This window comes from Kitasatospora sp. GP82 (assembly GCF_029892105.1).
Classification (GTDB): domain Bacteria; phylum Actinomycetota; class Actinomycetes; order Streptomycetales; family Streptomycetaceae; genus Kitasatospora.
This window is the reverse complement of record NZ_JARZAJ010000022.1, coordinates 105,298-125,966: the sequence shown is the minus strand read 5'-3', so window position 1 is coordinate 125,966 and position 20,669 is coordinate 105,298. Positions and strand designations below refer to the sequence as shown.

Here is a 20,669-nt window from a genome sequence, read left to right as displayed (position 1 = left end):
CGGACGGCAGGGTGGAGGCCCGGCCGCACAGCCGGGCGGTGCCCTGGGCCGCGATCGGTGCCGAGTCACGGACGCGGCGGCACGGGAGTCGCGCCCACGTGCAACACTGGTCTAGACAACATGGTCAACAGCTTCATCTGAAAGGCACGTCTCATGGCTGAGCGCCGCGTCACCATCGGTTGGGCCGAGGGCCTGCACGCCCGTCCCGCCTCCGTTTTCGTCCGCGCGGCCACCGCCGTCGGCGTGCCGGTCACCATCGCCAAGGAGGGCGGCACCCCGGTGAACGCCGCCTCCATGCTGGCCCTGCTCGGCCTCGGCGCCCAGGGCGGCGACGCGGTCGTCCTCGCCTCCGACGCCGACGGCGCCGACGAGGCCCTGGACCGCCTCGCCAAGCTGGTCCAGGAGGGCCTGGACGAGCTGCCCGTAGCCTGACCCACCCAGCACCGAACCGGGGCGTGCCGTCCCGCCGACCACCGGACCCTGTCCGGAGCCGAGCGCCAACGGCACGCCCTTTCGCATACGCCCACGCCCGGTGCACCCGTCCCTGGCGGTAATACCGGGTCCGCGACGGGACTCCGGCCCGGCTGTGAGGCCCTGATCAGCTACCGACGCAGCCGGCCGAGGTCACTGGAGCGGGCTCTGACCCCCGGTTGGGAGCAGCACACCCTCGTCGCGCCGCTCCTCGTTCCGCGCCTTCGGCAGATCGGCGTCGGTGTCCTCGGCGCGGCGCCGCTTCGACTTCGGATTGAGGAGCTTGACGAACGGCTTCTCCACCATGTCGTGCAACGTCGTGGCGAGCACCAGCGCCACCGAGAAGCAGGCGATCGTGAGGGCCGCCGCCTGCACGGTGGGAAGCCGCGGCGGACCGTTGAAAAGCTTCATCGCCGTGTAAATCACCAGTTCGTGGACGAGATAGAAGGCGAAGGATATCTCTCCCAGGCGCACCATCCGAGGGTGCCGCCAGATCGACGACGTGCCCCGCACATCGGCACGGGCGGCTGCCGGGATCAGCAGCACACAGCCGATGATGCCGGTGGCCGAGGCGGACATCAGCGACTGCTGCGTCCAGAGCACGATCTTCTGGGTGAGGAGCAGCCCGGCGACGAGTACCAGTGCCGACACGGTCATGTTGGGGCCGCGCCAGCGTCCGTTCCTGACCAGCAGCGCGAGGGCGATGCCGATGAGGAACTCCAGCAGCCGCACCGGCGGGAACTGGTAGACGAGGAACAGCGGCTTGATACCGGTGTGCGCACCGACCCAGTCCATCGGGAAGGGCATCGCAATGACGAGTCCGGTGCAGACCACGACGATGGCCCACCAGGCCCGGGCTCCCATCCGCATGATCAGCGGCACCAGGAACGGGAACGTGAAGTAGAAGAAGAACTCCACGCTCAGCGACCAGGACACGCCGTTGTAGCCGTACCAGTACCGGGGGGCGAACATCGCCCAGGACTGGGTGAGCGTCAGATTCGCGGCCGCGACCCGGCCGCTGAGCTCCTGCCCCTCCCAGCTGAGCAGGGCGACGGCCCCCAGGAAGGTGACGAAGTGGTTCGGGTAGATCCGGGCGAAGCGGCGGCGCCAGAAGGAGGTCACCGGGTCGTTCGGACGCGCCGACCAGGTCAGCACGAATCCTGAGAGAACGTAGAAGAACGACACACCCGTGGTTCCGCCACGGAAGAGCCACTCCATGGTGTCCTGAGCGTGCCTCCGACCGAAGAAGCCCGACTCGATCATGATGTGGAAGCAGAAGATCATCATGGCTGCCGCCCAGCGCATGCCGGTCAGCGAGGGCAACCGTGCCGCGTGGTCCGGAGGAGCGGCAACCGCACGGGTATTGGCAGTACTCATGTAGTTCAATCCCTCTGTCGAAGCTGGGGCAGCGTAACAGCGCCCCACTCGGAGCCGCACAGGTAGGTCGCCCTCGAACCAGGTCGCTACTGACCGCACAGGGGCGTCCGACACCCTCACGCGGCCGACCTGGGCGGCTGTCGGTCCGGTCGGGTGGCTGTCAGAATCTGCGCCGTGATCGAACTACGGAGCATCGACGAGGTGCGTACGGCCGGCGAGGACGACGCCCTACTGCTGTGGGCCGCTCAGGGGCTTGTCACCGGCGCGCGCGCCTGGTCTCACGGGTCGGCGAGCGCCGTTGCCTCACCCGGTGCCTCCGCCCGGGACCGCCTCGCCGTTCGGGGGAGCGTCGCCGACGCCGTACCGCTCGTCCGCCACGTCCTCGCCGAGAGCGGACCCGGCTACCGGCCGGTCGGCGACACCCGGCTGATCACCGCGCTCGTCGAGCGGATCCCCGAGCTCAGCTACGTCGGCGCCTTCGGCTGGATGGACACCACCGGACCCGAACTCCCCCGCCAGACCCGTCCCGGCCCGGTCGCCGACTGGCTCGGCCGGGCCGAACTCCCCGAGGCCGCCGCCCTGTTGGACAGGCACTTCCCCAGCTCCTACGCCCACCCCGAGCGCCCCGGCGCCACCGCCTGGGCCGGCATACGCGACGACCGGGGCCGGCTCACCGCGATCGCCGCCGACGCCTGGAGCGCCCCCGAGATCGGCCTGCTCGCCGGGGTCGCCACCCACCCCGAGCACGGACGGGGACGCGGCCACGCCGAGGCGGTCTGCCGGTTCGTCCTGGACAGCCTGCTGCGCCGCAGCGGCCGGGCCGCCCTGATGGTGGACGAGTCCAATACCCCCGCCATCCGGCTCTACCGCCGCCTCGGTCTCCGGTGGCGCGGCATCTCCGCGGCCGCCTGCCGGTAGCACGGCGGCCGGCCGGGGTCAGAACACCGACCACCCCGTGGCCGTGGTGAGCGCGTCCAGGGCCGCCACACCGAGCACCGAGTTCCCCGCCGCGTCCAGCCCCGGGCTCCACACGCACACCGCACCCCGCCCGGGCAGCACCGCCAGCACTCCCCCGCCGACCCCGCTCTTGCCGGGCAACCCCACCCGGAACGCGAAGTCGCCCGCCGCGTCGTACGTCCCGCAGGTCAGCAGCACCGCGTTGATCCGCTTCGCCACACTGCGCGTCAGCAGCCGCGAACCGTCCGCCCGCAGACCGTGCCTGGCCAGAAACCGGCCGACCAGGGCCAGGTCGCGGCAGCTCGCCGCGATCGCACAGTGCGCGTAGTAGTGCGCCAGCACACTGTCCACCGGATTGCGCAGGTTCCCGTAGCTGGCGATGAAGTGCGCCAGCGCGGCGTTGCGGTGGCCGTGCCGGGCCTCCGAGGCCGCCACCGAATCGTCCGTACTGATCGCCGCATTGCCCGACTCGGCGCGCAGGAACTCGCGTACAGCCCCCGCCGCATCGCCCGTCAGCTCCAGCAGCCGGTCCGTCACCACCAGCGCGCCCGCGTTGATGAACGGATTGCGCGGAATGCCCTGCTCGGTCTCCAGCTGCACCAGCGAGTTGAACGGATTGCCGGACGGCTCCCGCCCCACCCGATGCCACAGATCGTCCCCGCCCTCCGCCAGCGCGAGCGCGAGCGTGAACAGCTTCGAGACGCTCTGGATCGAGAACGGCTGTTCCCAGTCGCCGGCCCCGAAAACCTCGCCTTCCACCGTCGCCAGCGCCATGCCGAACGACTCGGGGTCAGCCTCGGCCAGTGCCGGGATGTAGTCGGCGGGACGACCTCGCCTCGGCGCCCGGCGGGCGGTCTCCATCGAATCACGCAACAGCTGCTGGTAGTCCACCCAGCTATTCTGCCCGCCCGTCCGTAGTATGAAATGCTCAACAGCCTGGTGGCTGCCCGCCTACGCTGGCGCAGGTGGCAACAGAGACAACAGAGACACCGCAGGTCACCGGCCCCACACCCCGGAGCCCCGTCCGGGCAGCCGTCCAGGACACCCTCGGCGTCGGCATGGGACTCTTCCCGCTCGGCCTCGCCTTCGGCGTCCTGCTCACCCAGAGCGGTTTCGCCTGGTGGTGGACCCCGGTCTTCTCCCTGCTGATCTACGCGGGCTCGCTGGAATTCCTCGCCATCGGCCTCTTCCTCGCCCTCACCCCGCTCGCCTCCGTCGCGCTGACCACCTTCCTGGTCAACTTCCGGCACGTCTTCTACGGGCTCTCCTTCCCCCTGCACCGAATACGCGGACCGCTGCGCAAGGCGTACAGCATCTACGCCCTCACCGACGAGGCATACGCCATCGTCGCCACCAAGCCCCCGCAGCAGCTCTCCAGCACCCGCATCCTGGCCATCCAGCTCCTCTGCCAGAGCTACTGGGTGGCCGGCGGCCTCACCGGAGCACTGGTCGGCGCCGCCCTCCCCGCCGGGCTGGACGGCCTCGACTTCGCACTCACCGCGCTCTTCGTCGTACTCGCCATCGACGGCTACCGCGCAGCCCGCGACATCCCGGGGCCCGTCCTCGCCCTGCTCTGCGCGCTGATCGCGCTGGTCCTCGCCAAGGACCAGCTCCTGGTCGTCGCCCTCGGACTGTACGTCGCCACCCTCGCCGCCCGGTACCTCCTCAGGAAGCGGAACAGCCGCCATGCCCAGTAACGGCTACCTCGTCGCCGCCCTCGCCGTGATGCTCGCCGTCACCTTCTGTCTGCGCGCCGCACCCTTCGCCGTCCTCAACCGGCTGCGCGACTCCCCCGTCGTGGGCTTCCTCGCCGACACCATGCCCACCGGCGTCATGGTCATCCTGGTCGTCTACACCCTGCGCGGCCTCGACCTGACGACCAGTCCGTACGGCCTGCCCGCCTCCCTCGGCGTCGCCGGCACCGCCGCACTCCACCTCTGGCGCCGCAACGCCCTGCTCAGCATCGTCGCCGGCACCGCCCTCTACATGCTCGCCCGGCACCTCGGCTGACCACCGCGCTCCTGGACACCCGAGGCCGGCACAACGGAGAATTCCCGTATGGCACTTCCTGAGATCCGGACCCAGGTGTCACGGCCCACCGAGGCCGAACGGGACCACGCCCTCTCCGTCCTGCGCGACGGCGTCGGCAGCGGCCGCCTGTCCCACGACACCTTCCTCGGCCGGCTCGAACTCGTTCTCGCCGCCCGCAGCCGGGCCGAACTCGACGCCGTCCTCAGCGATCTGCCCCACGACGGCCACCTGCCCGGCCTGCTGCTCCGTACCGTCGGCCGGTTCTCGGCCTTCGCCGCCCGCCTCCGCGGCGCCTGGCAGACCGAACAGGCCCCCGGTCTGTGCCTGCCCGCCCCCGGCGCCCGCCCCATCAGGATCGGCCGAATCCCCGGCTCCGACCTGCGCCTCAGCGACAGCTCGGTCTCCCGCCAGCACGCCGAACTCCGCCACCACGCCAACGGCTGGACCCTCCACGACCTCGGCTCCACCAACGGCACCCACGTCAACGGCCTGCGCATCATCGGCGCCATCCGCGTCCGCCCCGGCGACCTCGTCACCTTCGGCACCGTCAGCTTCCGTCTGGCAACAGGCTGAGGACCGACGACAGAAGGCCGGGATGCACATCCCGCGCACCCCGGCCCGACTCTCAACCCTTCACGCAGACGACCTGCTTGAGGTGGGCGACCACCTCGACCAGGTCCTTCTGCTGGGCCATTACCCGCTCGATCGGCTTGTAGGCACCGGGAATCTCGTCGACCACCCCGCTGTCCTTGCGGCACTCCACGCCCCGGGTCTGCTCGGCCAGATCAGCGGCAGTGAAGCGCTTCTTGGCGGCGGTGCGGCTCATCTTGCGACCCGCGCCGTGCGAGGCCGAGTTGAAGGCCGCCTCGTTGCCGAGACCGCGGACGATGTACGAACCGGTGCCCATCGAGCCCGGGATGATCCCGAAGTCGCCCGTACCCGCCTTGATCGCACCCTTACGGGTCACCAGCAGGTCGACACCGTCGTACTGCTCCTCAGAAACGTAGTTGTGGTGGCAGCTGATCACCTCCTCGAAGGTGACCCTCGCCTTGGGGAACTCGCGGCGGACGATGTCCTGGAAGAGCGCCATCATGACCGCCCGGTTGTTCTTGGCGTACTCCTGCGCCCAGAAGAGGTCCTGCCGGTAGGCCGCCATCTGGGGGGTGTCCGCGATGAACACCGCGAGGTCGCGGTCGACCAGGCCCTGGTTGTGCGGCAGCGAGCGGGCGACGCCCATGTGATGCTCCGCCAGTTCCTTGCCGATGTTGCGAGAACCGGAGTGCAGCATCAGCCACACAATTCCGGTCATATCAATACACACTTCTATGAAGTGATTTCCGGATCCGAGCGTTCCTATCTGCTGCGCAGCCCGCTCGCGCTTCCACCGCACCTCGGGTGCGATGCCGTCGAAGCGGCCCCAGAAGTCGTCCCACCCGGCGGTCGCGAAGCCGTGCAGCTTGCGCGGGTCGACCGGATCACTGTGCAGACCCCGCCCGACCGGGATCACCTGCTCGATCTTGGAGCGCAGCCGGGACAGGTCGTCCGGGAGGTCCTTGGCGGTGAGGGAGGTCTTGACGGCGCTCATTCCGCAGCCGATGTCCACGCCGACCGCCGCCGGGCAGACGGCGCCCTTCATGGCGATCACGGAGCCGACGGTGGCGCCCTTGCCCAGGTGGACGTCGGGCATCACGGCGAGGCCGTGCAGCCAGGGCAGGGAGCTGATGTTGCGCAGCTGCTGCATGGCCTGGCCCTCGACGGTGGCCGGGTCGGTCCACATCCGGATCGGGACACGGATGCCGGGTACTTCGGTGTACGACATGGTTGAACGACCTCCAAAAGGTCGGTTGATTCAAGCCTAGGTGTGGTGTGCTGCCGCGCGAAGCGTCCGGCGCGGCTCGGGAAGCTGTACGGAAGAGCTCAGACCCAGCAGCGGAGATAGGGCGATCGTGGGGAGCGCCTGCGCACAGTGGTGGGCTCGACCCGCATGGTGACCGCCTCCTCTCCTGGTTCCGTGTCTGTCCGGCTGCGGTGGATATCTAGCCATGTCGGCCGGATGCATGGCAAGGAAATAAACACCGAAGGGCCCGGCGGAGCTGATGCTCCGTCGGGCCCTTCGGGGACCGGCAGGTCAGGAGGTTCAGGAGGCTCAGGAGGCTCAGGAGGCTCAGGAGGTGATGACGGTGACCTCGCCGATGCCGAGTTCCTTTACCTGGTCGGCGATGACGTCGGCGTCGCCGACCAGGACGGTGACCAGGCGGTCGGTCGGGAAGGCCGCGACAACGGCCTCGGTGGCGGCGGCGGTCTCGAGGACGGCGAGCTGCCGGTAGACGTCGGCCTGGTAGTCGTCGGGCAGGTGCTGTTCGACCTGGTCGGCGAGCGTGACGGCGACGGAGCCGGCCGTCTCGTACTTGAGGGGGGCGACGCCGACGAGGAACTGGACGGCTTCGTCGCGTTCGGCGTCGGTGAGGCCCTCGGCGGCGAGGGTGCGCAGGATGGTCCAGGTGTCGGCCAGGGCGGCGGCGGTGGAGGCGGTGTCCACGGAGCCGCTGACGGCGAGCAGGGCGCGGCCGGTGCCGCCTGCGGTGGAGCGCAGCGGCTGGGCGAAGGCGCGGACGCCGTAGGTGTAGCCCTTCTCCTCGCGCAGGACGCGGTCGAGGCGGGAGGTGAGGGTGCCGCCGAGGCAGTAGGTGCCGAGGATCTGGGCGGCCCAGCTCGGGTCGTGGCGGTCGGGACCGATACGGCCGACGAGGAGCTGGGTCTGCACGGATCCCGGCCGGTCGACGATGACGACGCGGCCGGTGTCGTCGGCGGTGACCGGGGCGTGGGTGCTGAGCTCCTGAGCCGTGCCGGTCCACTGGCCGAGGGTGCTTTCGAGCAGCGGGAGGAGGTCGATCCCGGTGAGGTCGCCGACGACCACGACGGTGCTGGTGGCGGGCCGGATGTGGGCCTGGTAGAAGCTCTGGACGGCGGCGCGGGTGATGTTCTTGACGGTTTCGGCGCTGCCGCTGCGCGGGCGGGAGAGCCGGTCGGCCTCTTCGAAGAGGGTCGCGTAGAGGGCCTTGGCGGCGCGGCGGGCCGGGTTGGCCTGCTCGTGGACGATCTCGTCGAGGCGGTTGGCGACCAGGCGTTCGATCTCGTCCTCGGGGAGGGCGGGGGCGCGCAGGGCGTCGGCGAGCAGGCTGAGGCCGCGTTCCAGGCGGGAGGCGGGCACCTCCAGGGAGGCCCGGATGCCGGGGTGGTCGGCGTGGGCCTCCAGGGTGGCGCCGGCGCGCTCCAGTTCGGCGGCGAACTGCTCGGCGGTGAGGGTGTCGGTGCCGACGCTGAGGGCGCGGGCGAGGATGTTGGCGATGCCGTCGAGGTTCTCGGGTTCGACGGCGAGCGGGGCGTCGAGGAGGACCTCGACGGCGACCAGCTTCTGGCCCGGGCGGTGGCAGTGGAGCACGGTGAGGCCGTTGTCGAGGGCGGCGCGCTCGGGTGCCGGGAAGGCCCACGGGGTGGGGGTGCCGGGGGTGGGCTGGGGGTGGAACGTCATGGTCGGGGTGTAGTCGGTCATGCCGTCTCCTCCTCGGTCTGGTCGTCGTCGGTGGTGGTCGGCTCGTACACCAGGACTGCGCGGTTGTCGGGCCGCAGTCGGGCGGCGGCGATGGCCTTGACCTCTTCGGCGGTGACGTCGAGGACCTTGGGGAGCGCGTTGTTGAGCAGCTTGGGGTCGCCGAACAGGACGGCGTAGCGGCAGAGTTCGTCGGCGCGGCCGGCGACGGTGGTGAGGCGGTCGAGCCATTCGCGCTCGATCTGGGCCTGGGCGCGCTCCAGTTCCTCGGGCGTGGGGCCTTCGGCGGCGAAGCGGGCGAGTTCCTCGTCGACGGCGGTCTCGATCTGCTCGATGGTGGCCTCGCCGGAGGTCTTGACGTCGAGCCAGCCGAGGGAGGGCGCACCGGCGAGGCGGAGCAGGCCGAATCCGGCGGCGACGGCGGTGCGGTCGCGGCGGACGAGGCGGTTGTAGAGGCGGCTGGACTCGCCGGAGCCGAGGATGGTCAGTGCCAGGTCGGCGGCGTCGGCTTCGCGGGTGCCGTCGTGCGGGAGGCGGTAGGCGGCCATCAGGGCGCGGGAGGGGACGTCCTCCTCGAGGAGTTCGCGGATCTCGCGGCCGATGGTGTCGGGGAGGGTGCCCTCGCGCGGGGGCTGCTTGCCGTCGTGGGCGGGGATGCTGCCGAAGTACTTCTCGACCCAGGCGATGGTCTGCTCGGGGTCCAGGTCGCCGACGATGGAGAGCACCGCGTTGTTGGGCGCGTAGTAGGTGCGGAAGAAGGCACGCGCGTCTTCGAGGGTGGCGGCGTCGAGGTCGGCCATGGACCCGATGGGGGTGTGGTGGTACGGGTGGCCGTCCGGGTAGGAGAGCGCGGTGAGCTTCTCGAAGGCGGTGCCGTACGGGACGTTGTCGTAGCGCTGGCGGCGCTCGTTCTTGACGACGTCGCGCTGGTTCTCCATGGAGGCGTCGTCGAGCGCGGCGAGCAGCGAGCCCATCCGGTCGGCTTCGAGCCAGAGGGCGAGCTCCAACTGGTGGGCGGGCATGGTCTCGAAGTAGTTGGTGCGCTCGAAGCTGGTGGTGCCGTTGAGGGAGCCGCCGGCGCCCTGGACCAGTTCGAAGTGCCCGTTGTTGGAGACGTTGGCGGAGCCCTGGAACATCAGGTGTTCGAAGAGGTGGGCAAGGCCGGTACGGCCCTTGACCTCGTGCCTGGAACCCACGTCGTACCAGAGGCAGACGGCGGTGACGGGGGTGAGGTGGTCCTCGGAGAGCACCACGCGCAGGCCGTTGGCCAGGCGGTGTTCGGTGATGGCGAGGCCTTGGGTGGCGGCGGGGGCCGGGTTGGCCATGCGTTTGGGGTCCTTCCCGTCTTCGACTGCTGGTCGGGGGTACGTAACCGTGTCCCATTGTGGTCCAACGCGCGAGGCGCCGGGACGTGTCCGCTTTCTTGGGACGTTCGCCAGGGGCGGAAGCGAGGCCGGGCCGGGGCGGGGCCGGGACACGGTTGGAGCGCCGTCGGGCGGGCCTTGACAGGGGGTCGAGCGGGGTCGGGAGGCAGCCCTTGACCGTTGCTGTCGGCGGGAGGGTCCACAATGGGGGGCGCCGTGCCCCCGTACGGTTCGAGTCAGTTATCACAGGATCGACGCAGCCGACAGAGCAGCCGACAGACACAAGGGAGCCCCGCCGCGATGGCCCGCCGTAGTTCGCCCACCCCGCCGCCTGGAGATTTCGAGGAGCGGATCCTCGATGTCGATGTGGTCGACGAGATGCAGGGTTCCTATCTGGAGTACGCCTACTCGGTGATCTACTCGCGCGCCCTGCCCGATGCGCGGGACGGCTTGAAGCCGGTGCACCGCAGAATCCTGTACCAGGCCAATGAGATGGGCCTGCGTCCGGAGCGCGCGCATGTGAAGTGCGCGCGCGTGGTGGGCGAGGTGATGGGCCGGCTGCATCCGCACGGTGACGCGTCGATCTACGACTCGGTGGTGCGGATGGCGCAGCCGTTCTCGATGCGGCTGCCGCTGATCGACGGTCACGGGAACTTCGGTTCGCTGGGTAACGACGACCCGCCGGCCGCGATGCGGTACACCGAGTCGCGCCTGACGGCGGCGTCGATGGCGATGGTGGAGTCGATCCACGAGGACACCGTCGACTTCGGGCCGAACTACGACGGCAGCGAGCAGGAGCCGTCGGTGCTCCCCGCGGCGTACCCGAATCTGCTGGTGAACGGCGCTTCGGGGATCGCGGTGGGCATGGCGACGAACATGCCGCCGCACAACCTCTCCGAGGTGGTGGCCGCGGCCCGGCATCTGATCAAGCACCCGAACGCGGACTTGGAGACGCTGATGCGTTTCGTCCCGGGTCCCGATCTGCCAACGGGCGGGCGGATCGTGGGTCTTTCGGGTATCCGCGATGCGTACGAGTCGGGCCGTGGCACCTTCAGGATCCGGGCGACGGCGACGGTGGAGAGTGTCACCGCGCGCCGCAAGGGCATTGTGGTCACCGAACTGCCGTACACGGTGGGTCCGGAGAAGGTGATCGCCAAGATCAAGGACTTGGTGGGCGCGAAGAAGCTCCAGGGCATCGCGGACGTCAAGGACCTGACGGACCGCGAGCACGGTCTGCGCCTGGTGATCGAGGTCAAGAACGGCTTCGTTCCCGAGGCACTGCTGGAGCAGCTCTACAAGTTGACGCCGATGGAGGAGACCTTCGGTATCAACAATGTGGCACTGGTGGACGGTCAGCCGCTGACGCTGGGCCTGAAGGAGCTGCTGGAGGTCTATGTCGACCACCGCTTCGAGGTGGTTCGGCGGCGCTGCGAGTTCCGGCGGCGCAAGCGGCAGGAGCGGCTGCACCTGGTCGAGGGTCTGCTGGTCGCGCTGGTCGACATCGACGAGGTCATTGCGATCATCCGCTCCAGCGACAATGCGGGGCAGGCGAAGGAGCGGCTGATCGAGCGCTTCTCGCTGTCGGAGACGCAGACGGCGTACATCCTGGACACCCCGCTGCGGCGGCTCACCCGCTTCGACCGGGTGGAGCTGGAGGACGAGCAGCAGAAGCTGAACGCGGAGATCTCCGAGCTGACGGAGATCCTGGAGTCGGACAGCAAGCTGCGCAGCGTGGTGTCGGGCGAACTGGGCGCGGTGTCCAAGCAGTTCGGGACGGAGCGGCGGACGGTACTGCTTGAGGCCGGCGCGGTGCCGAGTGCGGCGCTGTCGGTGCCGCTGGAGGTGGCGGACGATCCGTGCCGGGTGCTGCTGTCGTCGACGGGCCTGCTGGCGCGGACGGCGGACGGGGAGCCACTGGAGTCCGCGGAGCCCGTCGGCAAGCGGTCGAAGCACGATGTGGTGGTCTCGGCGGTGCCGGCGACGGCACGGGCCGATGTGGGCGTGGTGACGTCGATCGGCCGGGTGCTGCGGCTGCCGGTGATCGACCTGCCGGCGCTGCCGCCCGCGCCTTCGCTGTCGCTGGCCGGTGGGGCCTCGCCGAGTGAGTTCCTGCGTCTGGAGGACGGCGAGCGGGTGCTGGCGCTGACGACGCTGGACGAGTCCTCGCCGGGCCTGGCCCTGGGCACGGTGCAGGGTGTGGTGAAGCGGGTGGTGCCCGAGTGGCCCGCCAACAAGGACGAGTTCGAGGTGATCGCCCTCAAGGAGGGTGACGAGCTGGTCGGCGCGGTGGAGCTGCGCACGGGTGAGGAGGATCTCGTCTTCATCACCTCGGATGCGCAGTTGCTGCGCTTCCAGGCGGGCCAGGTGCGTCCGCAGGGCCGTCCGGCGGGCGGTATGGCGGGGATCAAGCTGTCGGACGGGGCCAGGGTGCTGTCGTTCACGGCAGTGGATCCGGCCTCGGACGCGGTGGTGGTCTCCGTCGCGGGTACCTCGGGGACACTGACGGGCGAGGCGCAGAGCTCGTGGAAGGTGACGCCGTTCGAGCAGTACCCGCGCAAGGGCCGGGCGACGGGCGGTGTGCGCTGTCAGCGCTTCCTGCGCGGTGAGGACGCGTTGGCGTTCGCCTGGGCCGGTGCGGCTCCGGCGCGGGCCGCGGCGGTGGGCGGGGTGCCGGTGGAGCTGCCGGAGCGCGATCCGCGCCGGGACGGCTCGGGTACACCGGTGTCGAAGCCGATCGTCTCGGTGGCCGGTCCGGCGAGGTAGCCGACCGCTCCGTGGGCGCGGGGCTCTGACTGGGACCGACCGGCAACAGGGAGCGTGGATCAAGAAGGGGGTCCCCCGGCCGAAGGCTGGGGGAGGGTCGAGAGCCGAGTCTGGGCGTGCATCGTGAGGAGAGCGCAGCGGCGCTGCGCGCGACGAGGGATGTGCGTCCAGGCGAGAGCTATCGGCACGTGACGCCACGGGCCCTGTTGCCGGTCGGTCTAAGGCCGTACGCGGCTGGTCGCACAGTTCCTCGCGCCCCTTGGGCGCTGCCCGGTTGCCGTCTGCTGCACGGCAGCGGACGGCAGCCCGGGTCCCGATCGTGCTCTCGGCCGGGCGGCTCGTCGCCTCGCAAGGATTTGCGACCACCGCGTGATCACCCGCAGGTAGGGTTGCCGGCGTGAGCACCTGTACGACACTGTCGCGCGAACTGACCGAGCCGCTGGCCGCCACGGCGGCGACGGCCACGACCTGGCTGCTGATCGAGCAGGCCGGGCCGTGGGGTGCCAAGGCGCTCACCGAGAGCCACCTGGATGCCGAGCTGGGCCGGACCCTGGATGCGGCCTGCGCCGGTACGGGGGTTCGGATCGCGCTGATCCGTCGTCCCGGGCGGCACGCGGACCGCCTGCCCGCGGCGGGGCACGAGGTGATCGTGGCGCACACGGCGCCGGGCCGCTCCTGGGTGCGCCGGGCCGCGGTGGCGGACGCGGCGGAGCTGCTGGGGCTGGACTTCGCAGCGCTGGGCGGCGGCGAACACGGCGGCTTCGGTACGGACCACCCGGACGGCCCGATCGCGCTGGTGTGCACCAACGGCCGCCGCGACCGCTGCTGCGCCCTGCTGGGCCGGCCGCTCGCGGCCGAGCTGGCGGCAGCCGGCGGCGAGGTCTGGGAGGTCACCCACCTCGGCGGACACCGCTTCTCCCCGACAATGCTGGTACTGCCGTACGGCTACGCCTACGGGCGGCTGACCGGGACGGCGGCCAAGGAGGTACTGGCCGCCACCGCGGCCGGGCACATGGTGCCCGAGTGGTCACGGGGCCGCTCCTACTGGGGTCGCCCGGGCCAGGCGGCGGAACAGGCGGTGCGACTGCTGACCGGCGAGACCTCGGCGGACGGTCTGACGGTCGGCCACACCACCGGCCCGGTCGAGGTCCGGCACTCGGACGGTCGCCGCTGGCTGGTCGAGGTCGCGGAGCGGGCGAGCGAACCGGCGCGACCGGAGAGCTGCGGCAAGGCCCCCGGCACACCGTCCCGGATGGATGTGCTCTCGATACGGGAACTGTGACGGCATCTCGATTCCTGGAGCTGCCGTCACGTCCTGGAGCTGCCGTCACGGTCCCGTCGGCTCAGCCCGCCTTGGAGACGAACTCGCTGGTGTAGGTCCTGCCGAGATCTATGGACGCTTCCTTGCCCCTGACGTCCGGATGGAAGGCGCCGAGCACCGCGAGGACGGTCCTGAGGCCGTCGGGCGGCATCACGCCGTTGGTGGTGAACATCGGCAGGGTGGCCTTGATCGCCTCGGCGTACTGTTCGGCGCCGCCCTGCGCGTAGTCGGCCGGCATCTTGGCGGCGATCTCGGCCGGGGTGTGGATGGACATCCACTTGAGGGTCCTGACGAAAGCGTTGGCCAGCTTCTGGATGGTGTCCTTGTTCTTGTTCACCCAGTCGGTGTTCATATAGAGCGACGAGGAGGGGTAGGGCCCGCCGAGGGCGGCGCGCGAACCCTCGGGGGTGCGCAGGTCGTAGAGCACCGTGCCGATCTTCTTGTCCAGGATGTTGGCCACCGTCGGGTCGGTGGTCATCCCGGCGTCGATGCTGCCCTGCTGCATGGCGGCGATGAAGGTCTGGCCCGCGCCGACCGCGATCGGGCTGAACTCGCTCACCGCGACACCGTTCTTGACCGCGAGGTACTTGGTGAGGAAGTCGGTGGAGGAGCCGAGGCCGGTAACGCCCAGCTTCCGGCCCTTGAAGTCGGCGCCGCTCCTGATCGTGCCGGCCTGCTTGGCGGAGACCACCTCGACCTCGCCCGGAGCCTGCGAGAACTGCACGACGGATTCGACGATCTTGCCCTTGGCCTGTAGGTCGATGGTGTGGTCGTAGAAGCCGACGGCGCCCTGGACGTCTCCGGCGAGCAGCGCGGTGATGGCGTTGACCCCGGCGGGCTCGCCCATCAGCTCGACGTTGACCCCGGCCTCGGCGAAGAAGCCGAGCCGCTGGGTGAGCATCGCGGGCAGATAGACGACCTTGTCCAGGCCGCCGACCATGATCTTCACCTTGGGGCCGTCGACGGCCCCGGCGGCGGGTGCGGCGCCGGTGTGCGTACCGGTGGCCGCGTCATTGGCACAGGCGGTCAGGGGCAGGAGCAGCGCGGCAGCAACGGCGGCTGCGGCGGCGGTTCTGCGCATCGAATGGCCTTTCTCGGCAGAGCGGTTCAGCGCGAAGGAGGGGTTCAGCGCAAGGGGGTTGAGCGCAAGGGGGTTGAGCGCAAGGGGGTTGAGCGCGACGGGATTCAGCGGCCGTCGCCGGAGTCGGCGGGCTTCCAACGGAACAGTCGCTTCTCGGCGAAGGTGAGCAGGCCCTCGGTGAGCAGGGCGACCACGGCGAAGATGGTCATCGCGGCATACACACCAGCCGCGTTGAAGGTGCCCTGTGCGGCCGCGACCAACAGGCCGAGCCCCTTGGTGGCGCCGATGTACTCGCCGACGATGGCACCGATCAGGGCGAAGCCGAAGTGCAGGCTGGTGAAGATCCAGGTGGTGGCCGCGGGAATGACCACCTGGAGGGTGACCTTTCGGTTGTCGGCGCCCAGGATGCGGGCGTTGGCGACCAGATTGCGGTCGACCCCCCTGGCGCCCTGGAAGGCGTTGAAGAAGACCGGGACCAGCACCACCGCCGAGGCGACCTTGGAGGCCGGACCGAGGCCGAACCAGATCAGGAAGATCGGGGCGAGCACGATCCTCGGGATCGCGTTCAGCACCTTGATGTACGGGCCGAACACCTCGGCCAGGAAGCGGATCCGGCCGAGTGCGATCCCGAGCAGCACACCACCGGTGACACCGATGACCCAGCCGCCGAGCGCCTCGTACAGGGTGTAGCCGATCTGCTCGCCGAGCGAACCCTGCGCGGTGCCGTGGGTGACCCACTGCCAGATCTGGTCCCAGATCCTGGACGGCTGGGAGAAGTTGAACGGGTCGACGACCTCGGTACGGGCACCCAGCTCCCACAGTCCGAGGAAGGCGGCCAGTACCCCGGCACGCACCGCGTACACGGTCAACTTCCGGTTACGGGCGGCGCGTTCGCGCACCGCGGTGCGGGTGCTGACAGGGGCGTCGGCGGTGGTCTCAGGCGGCATGGCGGCGGGCACACTGGCCACCCTGGTCCTGGCGCGGCGCCTCAAGCGGCGCACGCACAACATCGCCGTCGCCGACATCTCGGCGCTGCTGGTCGAGCGCGAGGCGATGCTGCACGGCATCCGCGAGGGCATGGTCGCCCTGGACCTGCATGGCCGGATCCGCCTCGCCAACGACGAGGCCATCCGGCTGCTGGCGCTGCCCGAGGACTGCACAGGCCGGCCGATCGACGAGGTACTGCGGCCGGGGCGCCTCGCCGACGTACTCACCGGACGGACCGAAGGCGCCGACCTCCCGGCCGTCCGGGACGACCGCGTCCTGGTGGTCAACCGGATGGCCACCGCCGACGGCGGCGCCGTGGTCACCCTGCGGGACCGCACCGAACTGGAGTTCCTGGTCCGCGAGCTGGACACCACCCGCAGCCTCACCGAGGCACTGCGCGCCCAGGACCACGAGCACGCCAACCGCCTGCACACCCTGCTCGGCCTGCTGGAACTGGGCCGCCACGAGCAGGCGGCCCGGTTCATCTCCGAGCAGTCCCAATCGCACGCCGCCGTCGCGGCCCGGATCGCCGAACAGGTGCAGGACCCGCACGTCGCCGCACTGCTCGCGGGCAAAGCGGCGGTCGCCGCCGAGCGCGGCGTCCGCCTGGCCGTCTCCCCGGGCAGCCATCTGCCGGACGCCGCCGTCGACCCGCGCGCCCTGGTCACGGTGCTGGGCAACCTGGTCGACAACGCCCTGGACGCGCTCACCGGCGGCACGGTCGAGATCACCCTGCGGGCGAGCGGCACCGCCCTGCTGATCGAGGTTGCCGACAGCGGGCCCGGTATCCCCGCCGAGCTGCGCGAGCAGATCTTCGAAGGGCTGGACCAGCAAGGACGCACCCGCACACCGTCCGCGCGGCCTCGGGCTCGCCATGGTCCGCCGCCTGGTCGAGCGTGGCGGCGGACTGGTCGTGGCCGACCGGGGACCGCTCGGTGGCGCCCGGTTCACCGTGCGGCTGCCGGAGGCCCTGCACCTGACCGCCCCAGCCGCGGCGTGCCCGCTCACGACCCCCGTACCAGCCGCTCCGCTCGTGGAGGCACCGTGATCGACGTACTCGTGGTGGACGACGACTTCCGGGTCGCCGAGGTCCACGCCGCCTATGTGGCGAAGTTTCCCGGATTCCGGGTGACCGGCCGGGCGCACAGCGCCGCCGAGGCGCTGGCCGCGCTGGAGCGCCGCCCGGTCGACCTGGTGCTGCTGGACCACCATCTGCCGGGCGAGGACGGCCTGGCCCTGGTCCGCCGGATGCGCGCCGGCGGGATCGGCTGCGACGTGATGATGGTGACCGCCGCCAGGGACGTCTCCACCGTGCACGCCGCGATGCAGCACGGCGCGCTCCAGTACCTGGTCAAGCCGTTCACCTTCGGCGGGCTGCGCGAAAAGCTGGTCGCCTACGCCGAGCTGCGGCACGCCCTGGCCGGCCCGGCCGCGCGCGAGACCTGCCAGGACGAGGTGGACCGGATGTTCGCCACCATGCGCAGCGCCGCTCCCCCCACCGCCACCCTGCCCAAGGGTCACTCGGCGCCGACCACCGACCTGGTGCTCGCCGTGCTGAGACAGGCCGGACGTCCGCTCTCCGCCCAGGAGGTCGCCGACCGATCCGGCCTCAGCCGCTCCACCGCCCAGCGCTATCTCAAGCAGCTGGAGCGCGACAGCCGCCTGCGTCTGAGCCTGCGCTACGGCGACACCGGTCGGCCCGAGCACCGCTATCTGCCACCGACGCGAGCATGACATAAATCCTCGAAACTGGTAACTCTTCTCACTCCGAGCAGTCACCAAACGTGACGTAACCCATAGTGACTGCTGCGTTACATGGATGAAATAGTCGGCAGAGCAAGCACATCCGGCTCTGATTCAAAGGAGAACAGTGCCATGATCTCGCGTATCGCAGGTCTGGTGGTAGCCACTGCGGCAGTCCTGGCAGCTGCGGCGGGCCCCGCCCTGGCAGCCCCGACGGACTCCACGGACTCCACCCCCAAGGTCGTCAAGCCGTTCTGCGCGGTCGCACTCAACCAGCCGTGCGCCTGGCAGCAGGCGAACAGCACTGGCAACGGCATGGTCGGCACAGCCAGGATCGACGCCGCCGGGGACCAACTGACCATGCTGCGGGTGGAGGTGAAGATCCAGCGAGCCTGGGGAAGTCCCTGGCAGACCGTGGCCTCCTCCACCATGATCCGCAACGGCTCGATCCAGCTGTCCACCCCGCAGGTGGTGACCGACTACCGCACGCTGGTCTGTGCGACCGGCGGCCCGGCCATGGACGCCGAAGAGCTGACCACCATCTGTACGAACTGACCACGCACTGACGCGGCTCGGCATTCCGCCGACGGCAACCGTGCACCGCCTCAGGGGCACGGGGTACTGCCTGATCAGCTGCGTGCGCGCCCATCCTGCTTACGGAAGTGCAGGGTTGCTCGCGCTCGCGTCGATCAAGCAGGGCCCCGTGCCCCTGGGAGGTTCACTGCCCTCTGGATGCTAGGCCGCGCCGGTGCCGGTCAGCGAGCGGACCTCCAACTCGGCGTACCGGTCGGCATCGGCAACCTCCGGGGAGGTCAGGGTGCCGACCCAGCCCGCCAGGAAGCCCATCGGGATGGAGACCAGCCCCGGGTTCTCCAGTGGGAACCAGTGGAAGTCCACCCCGGGGAAGAGCGCTGCGGGCGAACCGGACACCACCGGGGAGAAGACCACCAGCAGCACCGCAGGGACCAGCCCGCCGTACACCGACCAGACCACACCGCGGGTGGTGAAGCGGCTCCAGAACAGGCTGTAGAGCAAGGTCGGCAGATTGGCGGAGGCGGCCGCCGCGAAGGCGAGACCGACCAGGAAGGCCACGTTCAGCTGCTGGGCGAACAGGCTCAGCACGATGGCCGCCGCCCCGATCACCACGGCGGCAAGCCGGGCCGCCACCACCTCCTGGCGCTCCGTCACCTCCCGCCCGCCCGGACGCCGCCAGGCCCTCGCGTAGAGGTCATGGGCGAAGGCGGCGGAGGAGGCCAGGGTGAGCCCGGCAACCACGGCCAGGATGGTGGCAAAGGCGACCGCCGAGATCAGCGCGAACAGCACCACTCCCGCGGTGCTTCCCGGCCCGCCGCCCAAGTCCAGGGCGAGCAGCGGAACGGCGGTGTTCCCGGCCGGATTGGCGGCCCGCACGGTCTTCGCTCCGATCACGGCGGTGGCGCCGAGGCCGAGCACGATCGCCATCAGGTAGAAGCCGCCGATCAGACCGATCGCCCACATGGTGGAGCGGCGGGCGGCCCGGGCCGTCGGCACCGTGTAGAAGCGGGACAGGATGTGCGGCAGACCCGCCGTACCGAGCACCAGGGCGAGCCCGAGGCTGAAGAAGTCCAGCCGACTGGTCGCCGTGGCACCGTACTTGAGCCCCGGCTCCAGGTACGCCCGGCCGACACCACTGCCCCGGGAGGCGGCCCGCATCAGCGCGAAGAGATCACCGTGGAAGCGGGCCAGCACCAGCACGGTGAGCAGCAGCGCACCGGCCAGCAGCAGCACGGCCTTGACGATCTGGATCCAGGTGGTGGCCCTCATCCCGCCGACCGTCACATAGACGATCATCAGTGCGCCGACCCCGATGATGGTGAGCGTCTTGGTGAGCCCGCTGTCGGTGCCGATCAGCAGGGCGACCAGGCCGCCCGCGCCGACCATCTGCGCGATCAGGTAGAGCAGAGTGACCACCACACCGGCCGTACCTGCGGCGGCCCGGACCGGACGCTGACGCATCCGCAGGGCCAGCACATCGGCAAGGGTGTACCGGCCGGCATTGCGGACGAGTTCGGCGACCAGCATCAGCACCACCAGCCACGCGACCAGGAAGCCGATGCTGTAGAGCACACCGTCGTAGCCGTAGAGCGCGATCAGCCCGGTGACGCCGAGGAAGGAGGCGGCGGAGAGGTAGTCCCCGGAGAGAGCGAAACCGTTCTGCAACGGACTGAAGTCGCGCCCGCCCGCGTAGAAGTCCTCGGCGGCCTGGCCGCGTCGGCCGGCCCAGAGCGTGATGCCGAGGGTGACCAGGACGACGACCGCGAACAGGACGATGGCCAGGTCGTGGTGCTGACCGGACGTCAGCACCCCGCCAGCGGCGTGTGCGGGCCCCGGGTGCGCGGGGGCGGTGGTGAGCGGAGCCGAGTGCGGGGCGAGATGGGGGGCGACGGGCTGCGCGGTCGCGTCACGGGGGCTCGGGGTCGGCGTCATCGCAGCTGGTCCTGGGTGTCCCAGCGGAGCGACAGGGCGGCGCGGTCACGCTTGCCGCGGGCGTTCCTCGCGTACAGCCAGGTGAGCACGAAGGTCGAGGCGAACTGCAGCAGACCCAGCAGCCAGGCGACGTTGAGCGGCCCCACGACCTGAGCCCGCATCAGGCCGGGGGCGGCGGCCTGCGCGGTGAGGTAGAGCAGGTACCAGGCGAGGAAGGCGGCGGTGGCCGGGAAGACGAAGCCCCGGTAGCCGCGCCGGATGTCCTGGAAGGCCGCGCTGCCCTGCACGGATCGGTACACCTCGGCGGTGTCCGCCGCGGACATGGTCGATACGGACGCGACCGGCGCCGATTCGCTCGGCGACGACTCCACCGCGGACTCCACCGATGCCACCGCCGCCGGACGCCTGAGCGTCAGACGTCTTACCGGTGACCGGCGGACCGCCTTGCGCCCGGCGGGCTGCGCTGCCCACCAGTCGAACCTCTCCTGCTGTGCCACTGCTGCTCCTGAACCGGCGACGCCACGGGTTGCGGCTGAGGCGTCGATGTGGGCTGATGCG

Annotated in this window: 18 protein-coding genes and 1 pseudogene; 10 read left to right on the top strand and 9 right to left on the bottom strand. The window is 70.4% G+C overall.

Annotated features, from left to right (window positions below):
* Positions 1 to 153: 153 nt before the first annotated feature.
* Positions 154 to 432, top strand: a complete 279-nt coding sequence (locus P3T39_RS23540; RefSeq protein WP_280700677.1) for an HPr family phosphocarrier protein — start codon at positions 154 to 156, stop codon at positions 430 to 432.
* Between the two features lie 192 nt (positions 433 to 624).
* Here the strand turns inward: P3T39_RS23540 and P3T39_RS23535 are convergent, their stop codons facing one another.
* A complete protein-coding gene (locus P3T39_RS23535; protein WP_280700675.1) occupies positions 625 to 1,848 on the bottom strand; it encodes an acyltransferase in 1,224 nt (407 codons plus the stop codon).
* Between the two features lie 174 nt (positions 1,849 to 2,022).
* Here P3T39_RS23535 and P3T39_RS23530 point away from each other — a divergent pair, with 174 nt between their 5' ends.
* Positions 2,023 to 2,766, top strand: a complete 744-nt coding sequence (locus tag P3T39_RS23530) for a GNAT family N-acetyltransferase (RefSeq protein WP_280700673.1) — start codon at positions 2,023 to 2,025, stop codon at positions 2,764 to 2,766.
* An 18-nt stretch (positions 2,767 to 2,784) separates the two neighbouring features.
* On the opposite strand, the gene P3T39_RS23525 is transcribed toward P3T39_RS23530, so the two are convergent.
* Complete coding sequence (locus P3T39_RS23525; protein WP_280700668.1) at positions 2,785 to 3,696, bottom strand: glutaminase; 912 nt, start codon at positions 3,694 to 3,696, stop codon at positions 2,785 to 2,787.
* Between the two features lie 74 nt (positions 3,697 to 3,770).
* Between P3T39_RS23525 and P3T39_RS23520 the strand changes: the two genes are divergently transcribed.
* Genes P3T39_RS23520 through P3T39_RS23510 form a run of 3 tightly spaced genes read left to right on the top strand, consistent with a single transcriptional unit; the run spans position 3,771 to position 5,409 of the window.
* A complete protein-coding gene (locus tag P3T39_RS23520; protein WP_280700664.1) occupies positions 3,771 to 4,502 on the top strand; it encodes an AzlC family ABC transporter permease in 732 nt (243 codons plus the stop codon).
* Positions 4,492 to 4,815 carry an AzlD domain-containing protein gene (locus P3T39_RS23515; protein WP_280700662.1) on the top strand — a complete coding sequence of 108 codons (324 nt, stop codon included), beginning with the start codon at positions 4,492 to 4,494 and terminating at the stop codon, positions 4,813 to 4,815. Before P3T39_RS23520 ends, P3T39_RS23515 begins: the two co-directional genes overlap by 11 nt.
* Positions 4,816 to 4,863: 48 nt before the next feature.
* Complete coding sequence (locus P3T39_RS23510; RefSeq protein WP_280700660.1) at positions 4,864 to 5,409, top strand: DUF1707 and FHA domain-containing protein; 546 nt, start codon at positions 4,864 to 4,866, stop codon at positions 5,407 to 5,409.
* Positions 5,410 to 5,461: 52 nt separating this feature from the next.
* Here P3T39_RS23510 and P3T39_RS23505 read toward each other — a convergent pair whose 3' ends face one another.
* The 3 genes from P3T39_RS23505 to P3T39_RS23495 form a co-directional block, all read right to left on the bottom strand.
* Positions 5,462 to 6,655, bottom strand: a complete 1,194-nt coding sequence (locus tag P3T39_RS23505; protein ID WP_280700658.1) for an RtcB family protein — start codon at positions 6,653 to 6,655, stop codon at positions 5,462 to 5,464.
* Between the two features lie 345 nt (positions 6,656 to 7,000).
* Positions 7,001 to 8,389, bottom strand: a complete 1,389-nt coding sequence (locus P3T39_RS23500) for a pitrilysin family protein (protein ID WP_280700656.1) — start codon at positions 8,387 to 8,389, stop codon at positions 7,001 to 7,003.
* Positions 8,386 to 9,711 (bottom strand): pitrilysin family protein, encoded by a 1,326-nt coding sequence (locus tag P3T39_RS23495; RefSeq protein WP_280700655.1) that lies wholly within the window; start codon positions 9,709 to 9,711, stop codon positions 8,386 to 8,388. The genes P3T39_RS23500 and P3T39_RS23495 overlap by 4 nt, the downstream gene beginning before the upstream one ends.
* Before the next feature lie 339 nt (positions 9,712 to 10,050).
* Here P3T39_RS23495 and P3T39_RS23490 point away from each other — a divergent pair, with 339 nt between their 5' ends.
* Positions 10,051 to 12,513, top strand: coding sequence for a DNA topoisomerase IV subunit A (locus P3T39_RS23490; RefSeq protein WP_280700653.1), 2,463 nt, complete (start codon positions 10,051 to 10,053; stop codon positions 12,511 to 12,513).
* Positions 12,514 to 12,910: 397 nt separating this feature from the next.
* On the top strand, positions 12,911 to 13,795 hold the full coding sequence (locus P3T39_RS23485; protein WP_280700651.1) for a sucrase ferredoxin: 885 nt from the start codon (positions 12,911 to 12,913) through the stop codon (positions 13,793 to 13,795).
* Between the two features lie 61 nt (positions 13,796 to 13,856).
* Here P3T39_RS23485 and P3T39_RS23480 read toward each other — a convergent pair whose 3' ends face one another.
* Together P3T39_RS23480 and P3T39_RS23475 are read right to left on the bottom strand one after the other, a co-directional pair.
* On the bottom strand, positions 13,857 to 14,915 hold the full coding sequence (locus tag P3T39_RS23480) for an ABC transporter substrate-binding protein (protein WP_280700648.1): 1,059 nt from the start codon (positions 14,913 to 14,915) through the stop codon (positions 13,857 to 13,859).
* Between the two features lie 104 nt (positions 14,916 to 15,019).
* The gene (locus P3T39_RS23475) at positions 15,020 to 15,862 is read right to left on the bottom strand and encodes an ABC transporter permease (protein ID WP_280700646.1); all 843 of its coding nucleotides are present in this window, start codon (positions 15,860 to 15,862) and stop codon (positions 15,020 to 15,022) included.
* On the opposite strand from P3T39_RS23475, the pseudogene P3T39_RS23470 reads away from it, so the two are divergent.
* From P3T39_RS23470 to P3T39_RS23460, 3 genes and pseudogenes are all read left to right on the top strand, one after another.
* A pseudogene (locus tag P3T39_RS23470) lies at positions 15,861 to 16,950 on the top strand (ATP-binding protein); the annotation flags it as partial. The gene P3T39_RS23475 and the pseudogene P3T39_RS23470 overlap by 2 nt on opposite strands.
* Positions 16,899 to 17,636, top strand: coding sequence for a response regulator (locus P3T39_RS23465; protein ID WP_280700644.1), 738 nt, complete (start codon positions 16,899 to 16,901; stop codon positions 17,634 to 17,636). The pseudogene P3T39_RS23470 and the gene P3T39_RS23465, both read left to right, overlap by 52 nt.
* Positions 17,637 to 17,777: 141 nt before the next feature.
* Positions 17,778 to 18,200, top strand: a complete 423-nt coding sequence (locus P3T39_RS23460) for a hypothetical protein (protein ID WP_280700643.1) — start codon at positions 17,778 to 17,780, stop codon at positions 18,198 to 18,200.
* Positions 18,201 to 18,380: 180 nt separating this feature from the next.
* On the opposite strand, the gene P3T39_RS23455 is transcribed toward P3T39_RS23460, so the two are convergent.
* Together P3T39_RS23455 and P3T39_RS23450 are read right to left on the bottom strand one after the other, a co-directional pair.
* Positions 18,381 to 20,111, bottom strand: a complete 1,731-nt coding sequence (locus P3T39_RS23455) for a cation acetate symporter (protein WP_280700641.1) — start codon at positions 20,109 to 20,111, stop codon at positions 18,381 to 18,383.
* Entirely contained in the window at positions 20,108 to 20,608 is a 501-nt protein-coding gene (locus P3T39_RS23450) for a DUF485 domain-containing protein (RefSeq protein WP_280700639.1), read from the bottom strand. The genes P3T39_RS23455 and P3T39_RS23450 overlap by 4 nt, the downstream gene beginning before the upstream one ends.
* Positions 20,609 to 20,669 lie beyond the last annotated feature (61 nt).

Bases quoted from the DNA above. Each gene is read 5' to 3' on its own strand.
- P3T39_RS23540 (WP_280700677.1), top strand. From the start codon at position 154: ATGGCTGAGCGCCGCGTCACCATCGGTTGGGCCGAGGGCCTGCACGCC.
- P3T39_RS23535 (WP_280700675.1), bottom strand. From the start codon at position 1,848: ATGAGTACTGCCAATACCCGTGCGGTTGCCGCTCCTCCGGACCACGCG.
- P3T39_RS23515 (WP_280700662.1), top strand. From the start codon at position 4,492: ATGCCCAGTAACGGCTACCTCGTCGCCGCCCTCGCCGTGATGCTCGCC.
- P3T39_RS23510 (WP_280700660.1), top strand. From the start codon at position 4,864: ATGGCACTTCCTGAGATCCGGACCCAGGTGTCACGGCCCACCGAGGCC.
- P3T39_RS23505 (WP_280700658.1), bottom strand. From the start codon at position 6,655: ATGTCGTACACCGAAGTACCCGGCATCCGTGTCCCGATCCGGATGTGG.
- P3T39_RS23500 (WP_280700656.1), bottom strand. From the start codon at position 8,389: ATGACCGACTACACCCCGACCATGACGTTCCACCCCCAGCCCACCCCC.
- P3T39_RS23495 (WP_280700655.1), bottom strand. From the start codon at position 9,711: ATGGCCAACCCGGCCCCCGCCGCCACCCAAGGCCTCGCCATCACCGAA.
- P3T39_RS23490 (WP_280700653.1), top strand. From the start codon at position 10,051: ATGGCCCGCCGTAGTTCGCCCACCCCGCCGCCTGGAGATTTCGAGGAG.
- P3T39_RS23480 (WP_280700648.1), bottom strand. From the start codon at position 14,915: ATGCGCAGAACCGCCGCCGCAGCCGCCGTTGCTGCCGCGCTGCTCCTG.
- P3T39_RS23475 (WP_280700646.1), bottom strand. From the start codon at position 15,862: ATGCCGCCTGAGACCACCGCCGACGCCCCTGTCAGCACCCGCACCGCG.
- P3T39_RS23460 (WP_280700643.1), top strand. From the start codon at position 17,778: ATGATCTCGCGTATCGCAGGTCTGGTGGTAGCCACTGCGGCAGTCCTG.
- P3T39_RS23455 (WP_280700641.1), bottom strand. From the start codon at position 20,111: ATGACGCCGACCCCGAGCCCCCGTGACGCGACCGCGCAGCCCGTCGCC.